13 protein-coding genes and 1 pseudogene are annotated in these 18,452 nt (G+C 59.7%); 9 read left to right on the top strand and 5 right to left on the bottom strand.

The window, feature by feature from the left end; genetic code table 11:
* Positions 1–527: 527 nt before the first annotated feature.
* From CIT26_RS14225 to CIT26_RS14215, 3 genes and pseudogenes are all read left to right on the top strand, one after another.
* On the top strand, positions 528–803 hold the full coding sequence (locus CIT26_RS14225; RefSeq protein ID WP_095493187.1) for a hypothetical protein: 276 nt from the start codon (positions 528–530) through the stop codon (positions 801–803).
* Positions 804–944: 141 nt separating this feature from the next.
* Entirely contained in the window at positions 945–3,245 is a 2,301-nt protein-coding gene (locus CIT26_RS14220) for a PBP1A family penicillin-binding protein (RefSeq protein WP_095493186.1), read from the top strand.
* A gap of 275 nt (positions 3,246–3,520) precedes the next feature.
* Positions 3,521–3,640, top strand: a pseudogene (locus tag CIT26_RS14215) (BA14K family protein); the annotation flags it as partial.
* A gap of 725 nt (positions 3,641–4,365) precedes the next feature.
* Here the strand turns inward: CIT26_RS14215 and CIT26_RS14205 are convergent.
* Positions 4,366–6,492 (bottom strand): hypothetical protein, encoded by a 2,127-nt coding sequence (locus tag CIT26_RS14205; RefSeq protein ID WP_095493184.1) that lies wholly within the window; start codon positions 6,490–6,492, stop codon positions 4,366–4,368.
* A 652-nt stretch (positions 6,493–7,144) separates the two neighbouring features.
* Entirely contained in the window at positions 7,145–7,318 is a 174-nt protein-coding gene (locus tag CIT26_RS38765; protein WP_167391406.1) for a hypothetical protein, read from the bottom strand.
* Positions 7,319–7,677: 359 nt separating this feature from the next.
* Between CIT26_RS38765 and CIT26_RS14195 the strand changes: the two genes are divergently transcribed.
* From CIT26_RS14195 to CIT26_RS14185, 3 genes are all read left to right on the top strand, one after another.
* A complete protein-coding gene (locus CIT26_RS14195) occupies positions 7,678–8,208 on the top strand; it encodes a hypothetical protein (RefSeq protein ID WP_095493182.1) in 531 nt (176 codons plus the stop codon).
* Between the two features lie 153 nt (positions 8,209–8,361).
* Positions 8,362–9,474, top strand: a complete 1,113-nt coding sequence (locus CIT26_RS14190; RefSeq protein ID WP_095493181.1) for a hypothetical protein — start codon at positions 8,362–8,364, stop codon at positions 9,472–9,474.
* 4 nt (positions 9,475–9,478) lie between these two features.
* The gene (locus tag CIT26_RS14185; protein ID WP_095493180.1) at positions 9,479–10,489 is read left to right on the top strand and encodes a hypothetical protein; all 1,011 of its coding nucleotides are present in this window, start codon (positions 9,479–9,481) and stop codon (positions 10,487–10,489) included.
* A 1,395-nt stretch (positions 10,490–11,884) separates the two neighbouring features.
* Here CIT26_RS14185 and CIT26_RS14180 read toward each other — a convergent pair.
* Positions 11,885–12,556: a Crp/Fnr family transcriptional regulator gene (locus tag CIT26_RS14180; RefSeq protein ID WP_029356805.1), complete on the bottom strand. Its 672-nt coding sequence runs from the start codon at positions 12,554–12,556 to the stop codon at positions 11,885–11,887.
* Between the two features lie 224 nt (positions 12,557–12,780).
* On the opposite strand from CIT26_RS14180, the gene CIT26_RS36590 reads away from it, so the two are divergent.
* Positions 12,781–12,942 (top strand): hypothetical protein, encoded by a 162-nt coding sequence (locus tag CIT26_RS36590; protein WP_167391405.1) that lies wholly within the window; start codon positions 12,781–12,783, stop codon positions 12,940–12,942.
* Positions 12,943–13,694: 752 nt separating this feature from the next.
* Here CIT26_RS36590 and CIT26_RS14175 read toward each other — a convergent pair.
* Together CIT26_RS14175 and CIT26_RS14165 are read right to left on the bottom strand one after the other, a co-directional pair.
* The gene (locus tag CIT26_RS14175; RefSeq protein ID WP_095493179.1) at positions 13,695–14,192 is read right to left on the bottom strand and encodes a GNAT family N-acetyltransferase; all 498 of its coding nucleotides are present in this window, start codon (positions 14,190–14,192) and stop codon (positions 13,695–13,697) included.
* Positions 14,193–14,626: 434 nt separating this feature from the next.
* The gene (locus CIT26_RS14165; protein ID WP_095493177.1) at positions 14,627–15,616 is read right to left on the bottom strand and encodes a DUF2332 domain-containing protein; all 990 of its coding nucleotides are present in this window, start codon (positions 15,614–15,616) and stop codon (positions 14,627–14,629) included.
* A 416-nt stretch (positions 15,617–16,032) separates the two neighbouring features.
* Between CIT26_RS14165 and CIT26_RS14160 the strand changes: the two genes are divergently transcribed.
* Both CIT26_RS14160 and CIT26_RS14155 read left to right on the top strand, forming a co-directional pair.
* A complete protein-coding gene (locus tag CIT26_RS14160; RefSeq protein ID WP_095493176.1) occupies positions 16,033–17,256 on the top strand; it encodes a flavin-containing monooxygenase in 1,224 nt (407 codons plus the stop codon).
* Between the two features lie 77 nt (positions 17,257–17,333).
* Positions 17,334–18,020 carry a class I SAM-dependent methyltransferase gene (locus CIT26_RS14155; RefSeq protein WP_095493175.1) on the top strand — a complete coding sequence of 229 codons (687 nt, stop codon included), beginning with the start codon at positions 17,334–17,336 and terminating at the stop codon, positions 18,018–18,020.
* Positions 18,021–18,452 lie beyond the last annotated feature (432 nt).

Raw genomic sequence — 18,452 nt, 5'->3', positions numbered from 1 at the left:
AGTGGGGGCGTCTTCTTGCGGTTACCGGTAGAGCGAGGTTGGAGTGGTATCGGCCAGCAGTTTGTCAGCTGTCTCCGTGGTTCCGGCGGTCAACCCGCTCCGCCCCGCCACCTCACAACCAAGTAGATCAGGAACAGCACGACCCATAGTGTCAGCACGATACCAGCGAGCGGTAACCAATTGGCCATTGTTCCGCTCTCCCCAGCACAAAGCCCGCCGCAAACCCGAAGAGGCGGCGGGCTCTCGAGCCTGGGGGTCTCCCCGCGTATCTCGCAGGCCCGGCTCAACCAGCGGGCTTAACATCATAGAGTCGGAATGGTTCCGGCCGAAATCGAACCCAACCTGCCGCTGTCGGTATTGTTTCAGGCCCCACGTGGGAACGGAAGGGATGTTTGCGCGTTCCATTGTGCCCGGTCGGGGGATGCTGCTGTTCAGCTGATGTTCAGGTTCAAATTCCGAAACTGACGCAAATGCCACCCGTGGGCGGGTGCGCATACAGGGGCTCTACCGCGAAAACTCTCGGTTTGATGACAGCCGTCAGTATCGCCCTCCCCACATTGGCGGGCGGAGCTGCGGCCGATCCATGGAAGGATGAAAGCGGGCATGGGCGCTGGATCAGTCGCTATGAACATCGCGAAGACTACCGCCTGCGGCGCTATTATCGGGAGCGCAACAGCTATAAGGAAGAATTCCGCCGTGGCCGATGCAAGATAGAGCGGAAGTGGGACGACGACGAGTATAAGGAAGAAATCAAGTGCAAACGCGGCTGGAGGCGTCCCATTTACGACTATGGCGGCTATTAGACCGCAGTCGCTCCTTCGATCGGCGGCACTTGAGCAAAGCGCACATCGCTAATAAGCCGCACCTTCAACGCCAGGTGCCGGATTGCCCATTCTGCGGGCGCAGGTAGTTCTGGTATCGGCGTTTGAGCAGAGGGCAAACGGATGGGCGAGTCTCCCGCCGCTACCGATAGCAGCCGCGATAGGCAAGAGCCTGGCGAAACCCAGAGCGGAGACGAGCCAGCGGCCGATTCCAACGGTGCACCTTTCGCGCGGACCCGGACGGCGTTTTCCGAGCTCAGCCGAACACTTGTCGGACTTGGCCGGGCATTGCGAGGCGACCTGGCTGTCGCGTCGGGCCCAGCGGCCAAGAGGATTCGCGAACTCGGCAGCGGCGCCCTGCAGCGTCTGCGTGATCTGGATTTCTCGAGAGCGAGATCAACAGCCGCCGAGTTGGCGGGGCGCACCTCAGCCGTTTGGTCGCGGGTGACTCGTCGGCGCACACACTCGTCCGATACCGGAGTCGCGCGAGGAAACCAGCGCCATCGGAGATCGATCTTGGTTCGAGGTGCGGTCGCACTGGGCGCGGCATCTCTCGTCTTCCTGGTCGTCCTCTTTTCGTGGGCCCTGAGCGGCGTGCCGTGGGACGAAATTGCCGACGGCTCACTCGAGCCGGTGGTGGTGCTCGAGACGACCGATGGCAAGCCATTGGTCAGGCAGGGACCCATCCAGGGACCCTACGCCACGCGCGAGGATTTTCCGCCTCATCTGATCGATGCGGTGCTCACCTCAGAGGATCGGCGCTTTTACGACCATTCCGGCATCGATCTGAAGGGCATATTACGCGCGCTGTACAGGAACGTCGGAGCCGGCGAGGTCGTGCAGGGCGGCAGCACGATCACGCAACAGTTGATCAAAATCCTCTATCTGGAGCGGGACCGTACCTGGAAACGGAAAATCCAGGAGGCCGTGATCGCCTTCTGGCTCGAGCAGAAGCTCGGCAAGGACGAGATTCTCACGCGGTACCTCAACAACATTTATCTCGGAGAAGGCGCGACTGGCGTCCCGGCGGCCGCCCGCATCTACTTCGACAAGGAGGTGCGCGAACTCGACCTCGGTGAATCAGCGATGCTGGCCAGCATCATCCGTGCTCCGTCGCAACTCAATCCGGTGATCAATCCGGAAGGGGCGCGCCAACAAGCGGAGCTCGTGCTCGATGCCATGGTCAAGGGCGGCAAGGCAACCGCCGAGCAGGCGACGACGGCGACCGCCGACTTCGCCGAACTCCGTCCAACGAAGCCCGCGACAAGGTCCGGCAGCTGGCTTGCAGACTGGGTAATGCAGGAGGCGCGCGAGCTTGCCGGGCCCTATCGGGGCACGATTAAGGTCAGGACGACGATGGTGCCGCGGCTGCAGGCGATCGCCGAGAAGGTCGTGGCCGAAGCACTCGACAAGGAAGGCGCGCAAGCAGGCGCTTCGCAGGCCGCGCTCGTGGCAATGACGCCGCAAGGCGCCGTGGTGGCCGTGGTCGGCGGGCGGGACTATGGCAAGAGCACGTTCAACCGCGCGACTGCAGCCATGCGCCAGCCCGGCTCGGCCTTCAAGCTGTTCGTCTACTACGCCGCACTGAAGGCAGGCCTCACGCCCTTTGACCAGGTCGAGGATGCGCCGATCGAGATAGGCGGGTGGTCCCCGGAAAACTTCGGCGGCGGCTACAGCGGCCGGGTCAGCATATCCGAGGCATTCGCGCGCTCGCTGAACGTTGCCACGGTGGCCCTGGCAATGGAGATCGGGATCGACAAGGTCGCTGCCGCTGCACGGGAGCTGGGCATCGATGCAAAACTGGCTGAAACACCGAGCCTGGCTCTCGGCTCCTCGGAGGTCAGCCTGCTCGACCTCACCGGCGCCTACGCTTCGGTGCGCGCAGGCATCGCGCCCATCGAGCCGTGGGGGATCGTGTCGTTCCATGCCGACGGCCAGCCGCGCGCCTTTCGCGTTGGGCCGTCCAAGCAGCCAACGACCGATCTTCGTCCGCATCAGCGGGACCTAGTCGGCCTGTTGAGGCTGGTCGTCGAGCGGGGGACTGGTCGAGAAGCCGATCTCGAGGTGTTTGCGGCGGGCAAGACCGGCACCAGCCAAAACCATCGCGACGCCTGGTTCGTCGGCTTCACCGAGCCGCTGGTGGTGGGTGTGTGGGTCGGCAACGACGACGAGACGCCGATGAAGAAAGTGACGGGCGGCCAGCTGCCGGCGAGAATCTGGAGGGATTTCATGCGGGCCGCCCTTGCCGCACTTGACGACAGCGTTCCGGATGGCGACCACGAAGCTACTGTGGCCAGTTCCTCAGGCGAAGGGGCATCGGCCTCCTGCAATTTTCGAGCCTGCGCACGCGCTTATCGCTCGTTCCGCCCCGCCGACTGCACATTTCAGCCCTATCGCGGGTCGCGCAGGCTCTGCGAGAAATAGCCTGCGCCATGCGGTCTGCGGGCTGCCGTCCGGCACTCTGGGAGGTTCGTGGACACGTCGCCAATAGCCGCCGAATACGCCCTATCAGTTGGCAACGGGTCGTGTATGAGCCCGACGGTAGCGCCGAACTCCCCCGAAGCGTTCGCTTGCGACGTGGCCAAGCTGACTATTGTACTGTCTATACGCATCACCGCGTCGCTCCCGACGATGGCGCCAGCTATGTCGAGGCGACCGACACGTGGTCAATGGATGGGAACGTTCCGTCGGATGAGGCCGGTGCCGCGCGGCTTCCGCCCGACCACGTGCAATATTGCTTCACCCGCTACAGCTCCTACCGGCCGGAAGACAACAGCTACCAGCCCTATTCGGGCGGCCCGCGCCGGCAGTGCGAGTAGGCGAGGCGCTGAGCGGCGCCTTGTGCGCCCTGCGGGGCATCCGCAATCCCGTGCTGGCGGAGGGCAGAGGGAAGGTGCCGCTGGGACCGTGCTATGTCGAGGCGCGGGACGGGGAGACGTGGTGGATTCCTGGGCTTGATGGCGAGGTGAGGGTGTATACGGAGGTTGTGGGGGGAGAGGACGGCCCACGCTGAACCTGCGAATGCCGGCTCAAGGCGGTGCCTGTCGGACTTCGACCCTGAAATAGCCGGCGTTGGCTTTTCCGGACGAGATCGAGAAGAAGTGCTTCGGTTAAGGACTGTCTTTATTCAAGCCACGGCATGCAGAGAAATGGGATATCCGTGAACGGCCTGTTTTGACCCATAGGCGACGGTTTCTGCGGGCGTAAGGAACGGCAGCTTTGCGCCTCATTGTGGCCGTTGCGGACCTGTTTGCCGCTGACCGAAAGCGGACATCGTCGCCCGCAGGCTGGGTGCAACGTCGGAACAGGGCTAACGAAATGTTCTTTGTTAGGAGCTAAGACACTCGTGGCCGGACCACGCTGTTCGTTGCAGGGCCGTGGCTCCGCTTATAACAGCTCGGTGGATGCCGGACCGCTACAAACGTGCGTGGGTCGTCTCAAGCCGTGGGTTGGCCGGCCTCGATGTGCGATCGCGATCATGATCTTCCCGTTCGCCGCAGCAACCCTGGCCAACTCGGCAACACGGCAACACGGCGGGCGCAGGTCAAAAAGGACTCAGTTTTTTGAATGTTTCAATCGTCTTGTCGATCGGCTTTTTACGAAATTCATCTATTTCATCGGCGACCTTATCTACCTGACCCTTACCAAGTTCAAGTACATTCTTAAACTGTTCAACCTGTGACTCTAATGATTTCCTATAATGCTCTGCCGCACCAGAAAAATCTAGCTTAGATAGATCTTCGATGGCCTTGAGTCGTTCTTCTTCTGTTTTGATGCTGTTGCCCAATATTTCAATAACCTTCGCCACGTCGTCAGATGTGATGCTGTCGACTGAAAACCAAGAGGGTTTTGCGGGCGGACACGGCGGTCTTTCGCCAGGAAAACTCACGACTCGTATTGCATCACGAGCCTTGACGCGTGCCGCTAACTGGGCTTCCGACCAGGTGGCAGCGTCTGCCGGCGCAAAAGAAACGTTCGTGGAGATCTCGGTACCGCCGTTCAGCTGCTGAACGTCGCCAAATTGGAATGTCATATCTAACCCAGGGACAGACGGCGCGAACGCAACCGAGTTCGGTTTGCGCCCACTGGCGGTGCCGCTTGTTTGCTGAGCTAAGGCAATTCTAATAGGTAGGCCATCAATGATAACAGATGGTCGGACTTGTTTCTTGAAGATTGGTATAGCGAGCTGTGCTTTGATGTCGCCGTACTTTATGGGGATACCTTCAAACTGGCCGCCAGAGGTTGAAAGATGAACATCCGCACTTGTGCAGGATAGGTCGATACCCCAATAGACTGAACGGAAACCAGCGACATCCTGTGTGAACGTTTTGAGATCCCCGCCGATCGGAACTGTGGCTGACCCAGCAACATTAGAATCCACGGATAACGGACCGCCAATAGGCCCTTTCACCGTTAGTCGTATCTTTGCATCTACATTGACATTCACATTTCCCGCCAAGCTGACGGCGCGATCGTTTGCGGCAGCACTTAAAGCGGCTACCGCTCTGCCCGACCAGGCATTGTCCTCAGGAACCTCTGCTTTTAACGAAAACAATTGACCAAGATTGTCATCTTTAGCTGCGATTTCGCCAAGATTACCTTCTCGGGCGATCGACACCACGCTGATTGTTCGTGACGCCTCAGGCAGATTCGCGATGCGATTTGCCAGCCTGTTGAGCGCGGAATTGTTGATCCATAGCGATGCTTCAGCACTGTTAGTAAATCCATTTCCGGCCGCTTTGTACCAAGTCTCCGCCTGCTCGAGTGGTACGCGGTCTGACTGTGCGACTGAAGTGGGTCCGCTTGCTGGTATTTGATCGACCGTTTTTGCCAACAACCAAACGCCGGCAGGGGAAAACACAGGTCTATTAAAATCGAGGTAGGTAGTCAGCGGATTTGATGGAATCGTGAGCGCCAAAGTGACCTTGCCACCGATCTCTCTTGGCGCGCCTTCGGGCCTGGATTTTAGGTACAGCTTTTCGAACTCGACTACTTCGGTGTTCTCCATGCCCAAATCGATGGTGAATGAGGCGGGGACTTCGACGGGAACTGACGTACTGGGGAAAATCGCTGCCATCGCTTGCTCAATATGCCCAAAAACCTTAGGGAACCAGTTCGCAAGCGCCTCCCACCAACTATATCGCAACCGAAATTTTTGGACGTCGTATCGAAAGTCAATTTTAAACACGGCATTGTCAGTCGGCTTCTCCTGTACGTAGCGTCCCGATCCATACGCAAGCAAACTGTCAGCTTCCAAGCGAAGTAGCGGAAATTGCCAAACGCGTAGGTCAACAGGAATGCGAGCGTTCGCTGCGCAAAAATCCATTGATATCGCCGGCCGCCCAAAGTGGGCGCCCACGTCAAGGACCTCGAACACTTTGCCATTCGCTATTAGTCGAGAACCCGCGACTTGATCGACCGCGTTCTGCAATGAACTGCCCGATAACCTGAAAAGAGCATCAGATGAGGCAAATGTTGGAAAGTTATTTAAAGTTTGTCGCGCGATTGTGCTCTGCTCGCTACACTCCAAATCGGACGGCTTACGAATAACCGGCTCGGCAATAAAGATGATGAGCAACATAAAGCCGATTAGGATTATCAAAGAACGTGCAAGCCGATACAACAGACGGCCCAGAAACGCTGTAATTCGGAAAGAAATAGGCCACTTCATGGTTCCCTCTCGACCATAGAGCCAACTCCAGAAGATGCGAGCATTTATTAGTTTTAGCAAGTCCTATGTGAGTCTGTCGTCGTATTTCGGATTGCACACCCAGTCGTGACAAAGCGCGCTTCCGACGCACCCGCTATTGATTTGATTGGTGAATGCTGGGCACGTGAAATCACAATTCGCGCCAGATGAACTGCCAGATGGAAGAATGCCGAGCAACAAACCGAAGCAAAAAACTCCAGTGGTTTAGACGAGTTGTAGCAATTTTGGGGTACAAGGGCTACGCCAAAACCAGACTGCGGGTTCGTCGCCCGGATCGTCTCAACAACTGGCCAGTCTATCCTGCGAACTCAGCACTCGATTTGACAAAGCTTCGCCTAACCTAGTGTCCGCTAGGAAGCGGAGCACAGCGAATGGCTGCATCGCTAGGTTCCCCAGAACCTGTCAGTCCGCTATCGGCCCATTTCGGCCATTCGAAAAATCGTTGCGAACGACAGGTCCTCGGCCACCTAGCGGCCTTCTCTGGCCTCGATCATCGCCCGCTGTTTAATTAGCCACAATGTCAGCATGGAACGCCCACCAGCTGCGGTGGTTATCCCGTTTACAGATTGGCAGCCAACCAAGCCGCGGCAGTGCGCGTATCGACAAAGGCTGCTTAGCCGGCGCCCAACTGCTGACCGAGGGCCATACCCACGACGGTCGCGCGGCCGCCGACATGTTCGAGGCCGTCAACGCCGGGCACATCCTGCTCGCCGACCGCGCCTATGATGGCGACGCCTTGCGCGCCGCAATGGCCGAACTGGGCCGCATGGACCAACATCCTCGCCATGACGAAGCGCGTCAAAACCTTCCCGTTCAGTGCCTGGGTCTATCGACAGCGCAACGCCGTCGAGCGGTTCTTCTCAACGACCGCCGTTCCGTCTTCAGCCTGCTTCAACACAAAGGCGATCTGCGCGTCCGAAAAACCTCGATGCCTTCATGGAACTCTCCTTCTCCCCATCCACGGATCATGAGTGGAAAATTCCAGCCAAAAACGGTCCGATCTAGCGGGGGCACGTCAGGCCGAGCGCGAGCCGTAGACGCCTACGACACGCACGGAATGAACCCTATGAAAAGAAAGGACTTGCCGGTTTTCATAGGGCGGGCTTCATTCGGGGCCGCAGCGCGCCCTAAAGCCGGAGAACACGGATGTCGGATACGTCGAAAGAGATCTCTGATTTACAGGCTTTCGCGGCCAGCGCGGCGGCGTTGGTGGCAAGTCATGCGATGGCGGATACCGTCTGGGATACGTACTTTCCGGATTTGCCCCGCAAGCAACCCGAACTTCGCACAATCTTGGTCGAGCTTCACCGCCGCGCTCTGCTGGACAATCCGCCGAACCTCGGGGACGCCCGGGACATGATAAAAAGCCGCTTTGACGTGGAATCCGGCACCGCGGCAAAATGGACGGACCTGCTCGAAAAACTGGGATTTCTCGTGCGGATGGAGGATGCCAAGAAAAGTGCGTTCCGCTTGGTTCCTTCCGCCGAGGCCAAGATCGGGCTTTTCAAAGTGGGCCAGGATTATCTCGTTTGTCTCGGGCAGGTAGTCCGGCAGCTGCGAAACGCCATGCGGCACACCCCCGTTGATCCTGAGGATCTGGACTGGCTGGGTGACGTTCGCCTGGCGCTGGAGACGGTCGTCGTAGACTACAAGACGAAGTCGGCCAAAGAGGCTTGATGCGACTGTGGCGGAAAACCATTCTAAGCAGGGCAGAATTAAGGTCCCAAAAGTCCCATACAATTATCATTCATAATACGTGAATCTTGGCGTTCGCAGGCGATCTCCCCACGTCCTTCAACAAGCAAAATTTTACGCCACAGGGAGAACATCATGCAGAATGCAACGATCACCCCCGCCCCGGATGCTCGCGGACAATCCCGCCAGCGATATGTGACAGGCAAGAGCCTGGCGATGGCCTTTCTGCTGTCAACCACGTCCCTCGTTCTAACGAACGCGGGTCAGGCCGGCGGTTCTGCCACGGCCGCCACCGATAGCGAAACCGCCCGCGGTGTTCTGCAGGAAGCCCCTTGCGATATTGAAGACGCCATCGCGGCCGCCAAGGCCAAAGCTGCGAAACAGGCCGGCGACCTGGCTGCCGCAAAGGACCCGGAGCTTGATGACGCGCAGAATCGAGCCGACCGTGCCGGCAAGCGTGTTGGGAAGGGTGACGAGTTCAGCTGGGAGGGAGGCGGCAGCCGTCAGAAATACAGCATGGACATTCCGCAGTTTACCCTTCGCTATACGACGAAAAGCTTCGACGTTCCCGAGACGAGCTGGAAGGAAACCCGTACGCGCTTTGGCCGTATGGAATCCTGCTGGTGGAAAACTGACCTGCCCTTTGGCGGTGAAATCAAGACCAAGGGAACGTGCTGGCGGGAGAGCGACATCGTATGGAGTGTGCCCCAGTTCCGGATGGGCCGTGTCGAGATCCAGGTGCCCGACACCCTGGAGACAAAAATGAAGACCGTCGAGTTTTCGTGGGATCTGCCGACCGTTACGGTTCGCGACAATCGCGAAGAGCTTGATAAGGCGAACGAAAACATCAAGAAAATCAACCGTGATCTCGAACAGGGAACGGCAAACATCGCCGACCGTAATACCGAAGACGCCAAAAACCAGATCGCGGCCATTCTTGATCGCTCGGAGTCGGACGCCCTTGCTGCGTTCGACAAGGAGCAGGCGGCCTCGCTCAAAGTGTTCGAGGATCAGCGTGCCGAGCTTAATCGTTCACTCGCCGATGCCCGCGGCCGCCTTTCGCAGGCTGGCCAGCAAGGCAGGGCCGATGCCGCGTTCGCTCCGGCTTTCCAACTGATTGACGACGCGCAAGCCCGCTTTGTCGCCAGCGCGGCCGATGCTCGTGCCAAAATCGGCCAGGAAATCAAGGCGCTGCGCGAAGCGTATCTGGGCGAGGGCGGCACTGCCCTGGCATGCAAGGCAGGTTGAGACAATGTTCAAGAAAGCGACACGACAAGCTTTCGCGATCGGGGTCATGCTCGCCGTGACCCCGGTTCTATCGGCCCATGCGCTTGGTCCGCCTAGCCAGATGACTCTGCGGTGGAGCTTCCTCAAGGACGTTGGCAAGACGATCAAGATGGCCGACAAGCTCTACAAAAATCTCGACGCTGCCAGCAAGATGGCGACGGGCGATGTACCGGGCCTTATGTCTGACAGCTTCGAGCTGCAAGCGCGTGAACAGAGAGCCCGCCGATTTAAGGTCCAGTCACAGCCGCCCGCCGCTCCCAGGGTAGAGGGAGATCGCGTGTTCTCAAAGGACATCGAAACCCGCCAAGCCGCCCGCCAGGAATGGGCCGATTTCGTGGACAAGGACCTTAAATTCCTTGAAAATCTTAAAGAGCGCCGCGCGCAGCAGGCTGACCGCCTCGACACTCTGGAGCGTCAGTATGACAGCCTGTCAAATCTTGTAAACGAGCTTCCGGACCTGATTCAAAAGGTGTCCCAAGCCATTCCCGTAAACGTCTATTACGTCAACAAGCTTGGGGAATTACAGCTCACGGCCGAGCAAAACGTCCGCACCGGGGCTAGCCTCGTTGACGAATTCCGCCGTATCGTACGCGAGTACGACAGACTGATCGAGAAAGTCTCTGTCGACCACGAAGCGCATGTCGCAACGCTGCACGCCATCGATGCCATCCAGGGAACATCCGCGGCCAAGGACGGGTCAACCGCGTCGTCAGCCACTGCAGCTCCTGCCGTCCACTCGACCCCCACAGTGCGCTCGAATGGAGTTGCAACAATCTCTAAGGAAGTTGGATCAGCCGTCGATCAGGCATCTGGGTCTACCACCAGCAGGGCATACGAACTGCAAACTCACATTGAAACCGTGACGAGAAACGCTCCGCCGCCGCCTGCGCAGTCCGGTTCGCAGACTCCTACGGTCGCTATGCCAACGGACCGGCGGGAACATGACTATGAGCTTCAGATGTGGAACGAACCCTGACGCGCGACGATCAGGCATACGGCCGATCCTGCGCTCTGCGCGCGTTTCTGCCTTGTAGGGGTTCCCGGTAACGACACATTAACGCCTCGCTCTCTTAACCAGCGCCTGCAGGTGTCCTGGCGGTATCCAGCACTCGGCTCCCAATTGTGAGTCCCCTCCCCGCTTCCTCGGTGATCGTGGCCCGTGCTGACTTTCGGGTTCCATGAAGCGGGGAATGGTTCCCCGCAAGATCAGGGAGCCTCAAGATGCTGGATAGCCTGGCTGTTGCCCGCGCCGGTCAAACGGCTTGCAAAACTGACCCCGGATCGGCGTCCAATTTTGACCCCCTTGATGTAGTGCGCGACGGATAGCGCTCGCCGCGCGTAGCTGGTCGGGTTGCGCGAGCGAGCAGGACGAGCTTCAGGTCCTGGCCTGCAACGACCGGTGTTCGATCCAGAGCATCCGAAAACCGCCGCATCGAATCGCGCGACATTCAAGAAGAGGACCTATGTCGCGGCCAGTCGAGCGCGACATCTCGTTTGCGTCGCAATGCACCGAGACCGCCTTTCTGCAGAACAAAGGACCGCGCTTGGCCAACAGCGGGGCTGGGAGATTCACGATCTTATCAATGTCGAATTGTAACTGGAGAATCAGGAGCGATTGGTTTGGCTACACACGCGGATCGGTAAGCAAAATGTCGCTATGCCTGCGCATGGCACGCCGATTGAACTTCGCTCCACCGCCGCCTGAGCTGGGTGCCTTGAAAGCAGGAATGGCAGCTATCATGACAGGCGGACCTAGAACCCGTCGGTCCGCTCNCAATTACGGAGCCCTCCCAAGAATCCACAACCCGGCAATTGGCAAGCCATTTTCCAACTACTCAAATGCGATTCCCCTGCCCCTCGAGGGGGGGGCGACCTCTAACCAGATGAGCTACATCATGAACCTACGAAGTTTCGATCCACGCCCCTCGCGCGAAGGGCGACAATACTCACCCTCATAGCCTCTATACCCCTTAAGAGTTTCGATCCACGTCCCCGCGAGAGGGGCGACTTGGAATACGCGGCAGCTGAATTGACATGTCGAGGTTTCGATCCACGCCCCCGCGAGAGGGGCGACACGTTTGCAGCCATGGCTTAGGACACCCTTCGTTGTTTCGATCCACGCCCCCGCGAGAGGGGCGACAACCTTCGGCTATGCGCCGCTGGGCTATGAGTGGTTTCGATCCACGCCCCCGCGAGAGGGGCGACCCGAGCCCGCGATCTTGCGGCGCAGCTTGCATACGTTTCGATCCACGCCCCCCGCGAGAGGGGCGACGGCGTCCGCCCTCGGCCAGGCGACCGATTCAGCGTTTCGATCCACGCCCCCGCGAGAGGGGCGACCACGACCTACATCGAGGCATACAACCAGCCTTCGCTATTCCTTCTTGTCGACCAGCGCCCGTAGTGCCGAGACGTCATGCAGCAATAACCTGCTGCCGCGCTTTTCGATCAGGCCTCTCTTGGCGAGGTCGCTCATTTCGCGCGAGACCGCTTCCCTGTGCGTGCTCATCGTTGCCGCCAGCTCGGAATGCGTCGGTGCCGGGCTTATGGACACCTCGCCGTCCACGAGTGCGGCTTTCTCCGCCCGATGCAGGAGCTCGACGATCAGCCGTTTTCGCACGACCAGAGTGCTGTATTCGAATACCCGCTCGGTCATGCGCCGGAGCTGGGCAGACAGATGCTCAAGCAGCATCCAGGCGAAAGTCGGGTGGGTCATCACGATATCCCGGAATGCTGTGCCGGACAGCCGTGCAGCGCGGGTTGCCTCCAGCGCGACTACGCTGGCAGAGCGTGCAATCCCGTCAATGCCTCCGAGCTCCCCGAAAATGTCACCCGGTTCGACATCGCGATACGCTATCTCCCTGCCGTCCGCTGAAACCAGTGTCACGCGAGCCCGTCCTTCCAGCAGGAAGAAGACATCGCGACCAGTGTCGCCGTGGGAAATGATTAGCTCGTTGTGTCGATAGCTGCGCTCGTGCCACCGTTTGGTCAGCGCGGCGAGGTCGGCATCGCAAAGTCTTGAGATGAAGGCCAGAGAGCCTGTCACAACGATCTCTTGTTCAATCAAGTGTACTTCACCTTACTCCCTATCCAAGGAAATTTGATGGCCGCAGGCCCCGCTTTCCGGGATGCAAACTGGAAGCGGATTTTGCCAATGTTTTCCCCGGTGTGGGAATTCCCACAGCCGAGCCTGGTTCGACTGTCATATCCTTGTTGCAACGTCAGGCCCGCCGGCTCGTGTGCAAGCCGGCGAAGGGAAAGGGAACAGTCATGAAATTCTTGGCTCCCGTCACAAAACTTGCTGCGGTGTTTCGCAAATTCGTCGCGCCGCGCTACCGCCCGGAGCTTTATTACATGCGTGGCCCGGGGCCAGCCACCGCCCGCCGTATGGGCACGCCGCGGCAAAACCAATCCATCGACCACTACGCCTAACTTGCCTCGCGGACGGCTGACGCTCTCGCCCGGAGTGCCGTTCGCGCCGTTCCGTACCGGTCAATTCAGATCAATGAAGGGACGATCTGATCATGGTTATAATTCATGCTGTCGCCATTGGTCCATTTCGCAGGTGGTTACGCCTCCGCGCCGAGCGAAAAGCTCTCTTGTCGGCAACGGACCAGTTGAGCCGTTTACCCGATGACGTTCTTGGCGACATCGGCATCTCACATGACGAAATCATGTGCGCTTTGCGAAGCCGCGCCATCCGTCATGCGGAGGCAGGCGCGGCCGGCACGACGATCGAGCGCACCAGGATCGCTTCGGCCTCGATCCCGAAACGGTTGGCCGCCGGCAGTGGCTACGCCTCGGCCGAGATCCCCTTTGGCTGGTCCACGAGCGCGCGATCGAGCCTTACATCGCGGCTTCGACAAGCAGCGGCGCGCGGACGGGACCTTCGAACGGCACTACACCTGCGACCCCAAGGACTGAATGTTGACCGACGGGAGCTGGGGAGGATCTCAAAATGATCATGTCAGTTGTTAAGTCCCTCGCGCCTGTGACGCTCGGCACCGTGCTGATCGCAATCAGTCCGGCTTCATTGTCGGCTTCTGACGCTCAGGACCTCGCGTTCGCTCACGCTGACATGCCAATCAAACAGCTGAAAGACGTCTATTTGGATTGCGAGCGGGGAGGCCGCCGGTGCGCTGGGGACGGAAGACGTGATGTACTGTTCGATGCGCGAGTTCCGACTAGGCGCGCGATAGCAGTTTGCGCATAATCAACGATGCATGGCCTTCTGCACCGTGCGACGCTGCCCTGCGATCGACCACTTCGAACCCATGTTTGCGGTAAAAGGCCATTGCCCGGTCGTTTCCCTCGAGCACTTCGAGTGCGATGCTCGGGATGCCGGAATGGGCGGCAAAGACAGCGTGCGATATATTAGCGGCTAGCCCGGTGCCGTACTCGCTTTGATCGATGTGGAGCCGGTCAAGCATGACGTCGCCGGCTTCATTCATCTTAGCCATCGCGTAGCCGGCAATCGAGCCGTCTGGCCGTTCTGCCACGAACGACATTTTGTTGGTGTCTGTCAGTTCCGCCGCAATCCGCTGCAGCGTGTGATCTTCATCCGAAATCCGGGCCGCGGTCTCGGCACCCATGATTGGCGAGTACGTCCTGCGCCAAGATTCTCCAATGAGCCGCGATACCGACGGCACGTCCTGCTCAGTCATGGCTCTGATTTGCGTCATCGATAACGTCCCCTGCCGGTCAATTATAGCGTTGCCGGACGGGCCGCTCAAATTCGGAGCGGCGGCCTACCGCCGCTTCATCGCATGGGGGTCACGCCGTTCCCTTACACCTACCATCAGGCATGGTCCGCAGGTCGACTCCTACCGATGAGCTAACGTCCGCTCTGGAGAAGCACCGCGAATGTCTGAACATGGCGCGCCCGAGCCGGCCGGCGCATCGGCTCGGATTGTACCGCAATGGAGCGTTCTACGTCGCGGTTGGGTGGAAAGTTGCCGCTCGGCTCATCTGCCAGAACGAGCACGTTGCGCCATTTGCGGAAATTCAAGGCGACGTCGGCCAACGTCCGCAGTCGGAGGCAGCCGGACATCCAGCTCATTCGGGAAGGTCGGCCTTCAGCAAGCCTTGGCGCAAGTGCTCCGCATCCGCCGGGTACTTAAGTCTCGTCAGCGATCCATTCGAGCGAGGCACCATGCGGGTCGGTCCAAGCGACGGGGGAGCCGTTCGCAGATAGGAGGAAGCGGCCGGGTGGCCAGCTTGTTCCGGCGCGTGTGGCGATGGACGGGAATACACGTGGGAACTCGTTCGATACCCAATAAGGAGAGAGAAGCATCGCCTGCTCAGCGAAAGCTTCTCGGTCTGCAGGGTCGGAGACATAGTCGAGGACGGCTGTGTGAAAGACGACGAGGGTGGCGTCCTTCGGCGCTTCGCTACAGAGCCGCACGAGGTCGCTTCCGCGCAGGTCGCCCTTCACCACCCGAGGCTTGACTGTTGCAGCGATCTTTATGGCCGCCCGCAGATTGGCGAGCCGCGCTGCCTGCTCCGGCCAGACCAGCGTCTCAAGCCATGCGACTTGCGAGGCGTCCGAAGCATCGATCGGGCTCAAGTCCAATCCTGCCCGCCAGACGACTTGCGGCAAGGCCGTCGGCAATGGCGTTGTCTCGCTGGCGGAGCATCGGAAGACAGGCGGCTCCGAGGCCATCGCGGGTGCGCGGATCACCTTGCGCCCGTAGTCGTAGCTGTAGAGGTCGGGCATGAGGCAGAGCCCTGCGGAGGTCCCGACCTCGAGGAGGGCCAGCGGCTGCGGCAGCTGCGCCAGGACGGGGAGTAATGTGGCGCACCTTCCCGGCTCGTTGGTTTGCGTCGAGCGCTCGAGCATGAGCGAGCGGATAGCTCCGGGATTTGCCTGAAGCGCTTGGCGAAACTCGGCCCACCCTGTCGGCGTGCCGAACAGGTGACGCACCGCGGCGAGCAGAAGATTCGGTTGCCGCTTCACGTCCGAGAGGGTCGACAGGAAACCGAGTGTCTCCCGGTCGCCTGCGACAGCACGAGCCAACTCCTCGTAGAGCGGCGAGCGACCGCGAGCCTCCGTATCGGCGAAGCGAATATACCGGGCTGAGATCTCTGCCAAGTCCTTCTCGTCCATGTCCGCTGATCCTCGATCCGACGTCTCGTCACAGTACACGATCACGGATCTGATAGGAGCCAGGCACGGCGTTTTTACAGACCGGCTGCCTTTCGCAAGTGAGGCAGCCGGTCCATATGTTTGAGTCAATTCTTTCGGTTGTGGAACAAAAAGGTTGCGCCAAGATCAGCCTTGCACCGCGCTCGTGAGTGACCGGTTTCAGCCGTTGGCGGACGACACCGGTAATTAGAAAAGATTGGCAGTCGATACAGTCGACAGAGGTTCGGAGGCACCCGCCCTCGGGGTGGCTTCCGTCCTTTGGAATGCCCGGAATTAGCTCTTTGCAGTATGCTGCCGCATTTGTAGGATGAGCGGAGTGTCGTTCGCCCTCACATGCGATCGTTATCGGCAGCACAATTTTGGCGGGGGGGGAACGCATGAGAGGGATTCTTGATGCGGTCGTCATAGGCGCTGGCTCGGCCGGGCTTGGCGTCAGCTACTACCTGCAACAACGCGGCTGCGCGCACCATGTTCTGGAGCGAGGCCGCATCGGAGAGACATGGCGAACGCAGCGCTGGGACTCCTTCCGGCTGAACTCGACGAACATCCGCACGATACTGCCCGGTGATTCCTACGACGGCGCCGATCCGTGGGGGGCGATAACGCACCACGAATTCGTCGCCTATCTGGAAGGCTATGTTGACCGACAACGATTGCCGGTGCGCACCGGAGTGGCGGTTGAGCAGCTGAATCGAGAAGACGGAGCCTACCGAGTCACGACTGATCGCGAGACGCTCCTGGCCTGCACGGTCGTGATTGCAACCGGCAACCAGAGCCGCCAGATCCGACCGCCTTGGTCGTCCGACTTGCCGACGGCAGTTCGCCAGGTCGATTCCTCTGCCTATCGCAAGCCGGACGAGTTCGCTGACGGCGCCGTGCTGGTGGTCGGGAGTGGCCAGTCGGGCGGCCAGATAGCCGAGGACTTGGTGCATGCCGGACGTCTTGTGTATCTAGCGACGAGCCGCACTGGCCGCCTGGTACGCCGCTATCGCGGCGGCGACTCGTTCAACTGGCTCACTGTATCCGGCTTTGCCGACGTCCCGCGCCGGGAGCTTATCCTGGAGAACGGCAGGCTGCCGCCGCGTCCGCTGCTCGGGGCAATCCACACGATCAGCCTGCAATCGCTGAGCGCGCAAGGGGTGGTGCTGCTCGGCCGCTTCCGGGGCGTGGAGAACGGCAGCCTCATCTTCGGCGACGAGATCGGCGAGCACATGCGCTTCGCAGACGGGGCCTCGGCGGACGCGAAGCGTGTGATCGACGAGTATATCGAGCGCGCCGGCCTCGATGCGCCGCCGGCCGACGATGATCCTGCCGAAACGGTTGCGCCGATTCTGGCTGATCCGCCGATCCGCGCGATCGACCTGGCCGCAAGTGGCATCTCCTCGATAATCTGGTGCACCGGCTTCTCGGGCGACTTCTCATGGGTGAAGGTTCCCGGTGCCCTGGATGAGGCTGGCCAACCCATGCACGAGGATGGTGTCGGCACCATTCCCGGGCTCTACTTCGCCGGTCTCGATTTTGGGTCAACGCGGAAATCGGGCACGATACCCGCCGTTGCCGGGGAGGCAGCCATTATGGTTGAGCATATCGCAAAGAGATAAGCCGACCTCGGTCGGAGAATAAAGCATACGACGCGCCAGCGAACTGGCTGGGACCGGTGGCAAAAAGAGAGCTGGCAATGCATTCCATAGACAGTCCGCTGGCGGTCGTCCGGTCGGTGCGATCCTCGATCGCCGGACTCAAGATTCTCGATATCGGTTGCGGCACGGGCAACTTTGCTGGGCAGCTTGCTGCCGAGGGCGCAGAGGTGGTCGGCATTGATCCCGGCGTAGATGCCATACGGGCTGCTACTGCGGCTGTTCCGCAGGCCAAGTTCTTCGAAGGCGTGGCGGAGGCTCTTCCCTTTGATAGCGCGACATTCGACATCGGCATGATGATCAATGCGCTCCACCATGTTCCCGAAATGGCGATGCAGACAGCGCTTGGCGAAGCAGCGCGCGTAATCAGGCCAAATGGCGTCGTGATCATTGTCGAGCCGTTGCCGACCGGCAATTTCTTCTCCGCCCTACGATTGATCGAAGACGAGACCGTTGTCCGGCAAGCGGCGCAACGCGCGATCGAAACGGCCACACTGTCTGGAGTGCTCTTTCGGGTGGCGACGCTGAACTACATTCGTCGTGAGGTCTTTCGAACCGTGGACGGCTTCTTGGATCGCATCGTAGCCGTCGATCCATCGCGACGCGAAATTGTGGTACAAGACGAATCTGCAATTAGAGCTGCCGTGCTCGCGGCGGCAGAACACAACAGTGAAGGTTCACTTGTCTTCGACCAGCCCATCAAGGCGGATATTCTCGAACGCGCCTGATCCGAGTTTCATTTCCCGAGGTCCTCAGGCGACCTGAAGCCCAAAGGATCGCTTTCTGCGCCAATTCCCGACATTTGTAGTAAGTCTGCTCAATGTCCGGGTTGGGTCAGTAACGCTGGTTGCGGTGAACGTCGGCTATCGGCAGCGAAATGAGCTGATGAAGGGCAGCTCAGGGTCAAGTCACGACATCGGACCTTGGAGTTGAAGGTCCGCTATCGTTCTTCCCTGACCACAAGCGGACCTACTGCTTCCGGCCCAAGGCTGACTGTCAGCAACGCGCCGCCAAATCGACCGTTCACCTACGAACCCTTGCCGCGTGAAAGCCGACATCCCTGTTGAGGACGTTAGGCGTTCCGGAACTACGGCAAGAGATCCGTCACAGCGCGCCCACTTCCGTCCATTGCCATAGGGAAGCTGGCATGTTCGTGGATG

The sequence above is a fragment of the Mesorhizobium temperatum genome (assembly GCF_002284575.1).
Lineage (GTDB): Bacteria > Pseudomonadota > Alphaproteobacteria > Rhizobiales > Rhizobiaceae > Mesorhizobium > Mesorhizobium temperatum.
The sequence above is the reverse complement of the archived record's forward strand: the minus strand, read 5'-3'. Positions and strand labels throughout refer to the sequence as shown.

Bases quoted from the DNA above. Each gene is read 5' to 3' on its own strand.
- CIT26_RS14225 (WP_095493187.1), top strand. From the start codon at position 528: ATGACAGCCGTCAGTATCGCCCTCCCCACATTGGCGGGCGGAGCTGCG.
- CIT26_RS14220 (WP_095493186.1), top strand. From the start codon at position 945: ATGGGCGAGTCTCCCGCCGCTACCGATAGCAGCCGCGATAGGCAAGAG.
- CIT26_RS14205 (WP_095493184.1), bottom strand. From the start codon at position 6,492: ATGAAGTGGCCTATTTCTTTCCGAATTACAGCGTTTCTGGGCCGTCTG.
- CIT26_RS38765 (WP_167391406.1), bottom strand. From the start codon at position 7,318: ATGGCGAGGATGTTGGTCCATGCGGCCCAGTTCGGCCATTGCGGCGCG.
- CIT26_RS14195 (WP_095493182.1), top strand. From the start codon at position 7,678: ATGTCGGATACGTCGAAAGAGATCTCTGATTTACAGGCTTTCGCGGCC.
- CIT26_RS14190 (WP_095493181.1), top strand. From the start codon at position 8,362: ATGCAGAATGCAACGATCACCCCCGCCCCGGATGCTCGCGGACAATCC.
- CIT26_RS14185 (WP_095493180.1), top strand. From the start codon at position 9,479: ATGTTCAAGAAAGCGACACGACAAGCTTTCGCGATCGGGGTCATGCTC.
- CIT26_RS36590 (WP_167391405.1), top strand. From the start codon at position 12,781: ATGAAATTCTTGGCTCCCGTCACAAAACTTGCTGCGGTGTTTCGCAAA.
- CIT26_RS14175 (WP_095493179.1), bottom strand. From the start codon at position 14,192: ATGACGCAAATCAGAGCCATGACTGAGCAGGACGTGCCGTCGGTATCG.
- CIT26_RS14165 (WP_095493177.1), bottom strand. From the start codon at position 15,616: ATGGACGAGAAGGACTTGGCAGAGATCTCAGCCCGGTATATTCGCTTC.
- CIT26_RS14160 (WP_095493176.1), top strand. From the start codon at position 16,033: ATGAGAGGGATTCTTGATGCGGTCGTCATAGGCGCTGGCTCGGCCGGG.
- CIT26_RS14155 (WP_095493175.1), top strand. From the start codon at position 17,334: ATGCATTCCATAGACAGTCCGCTGGCGGTCGTCCGGTCGGTGCGATCC.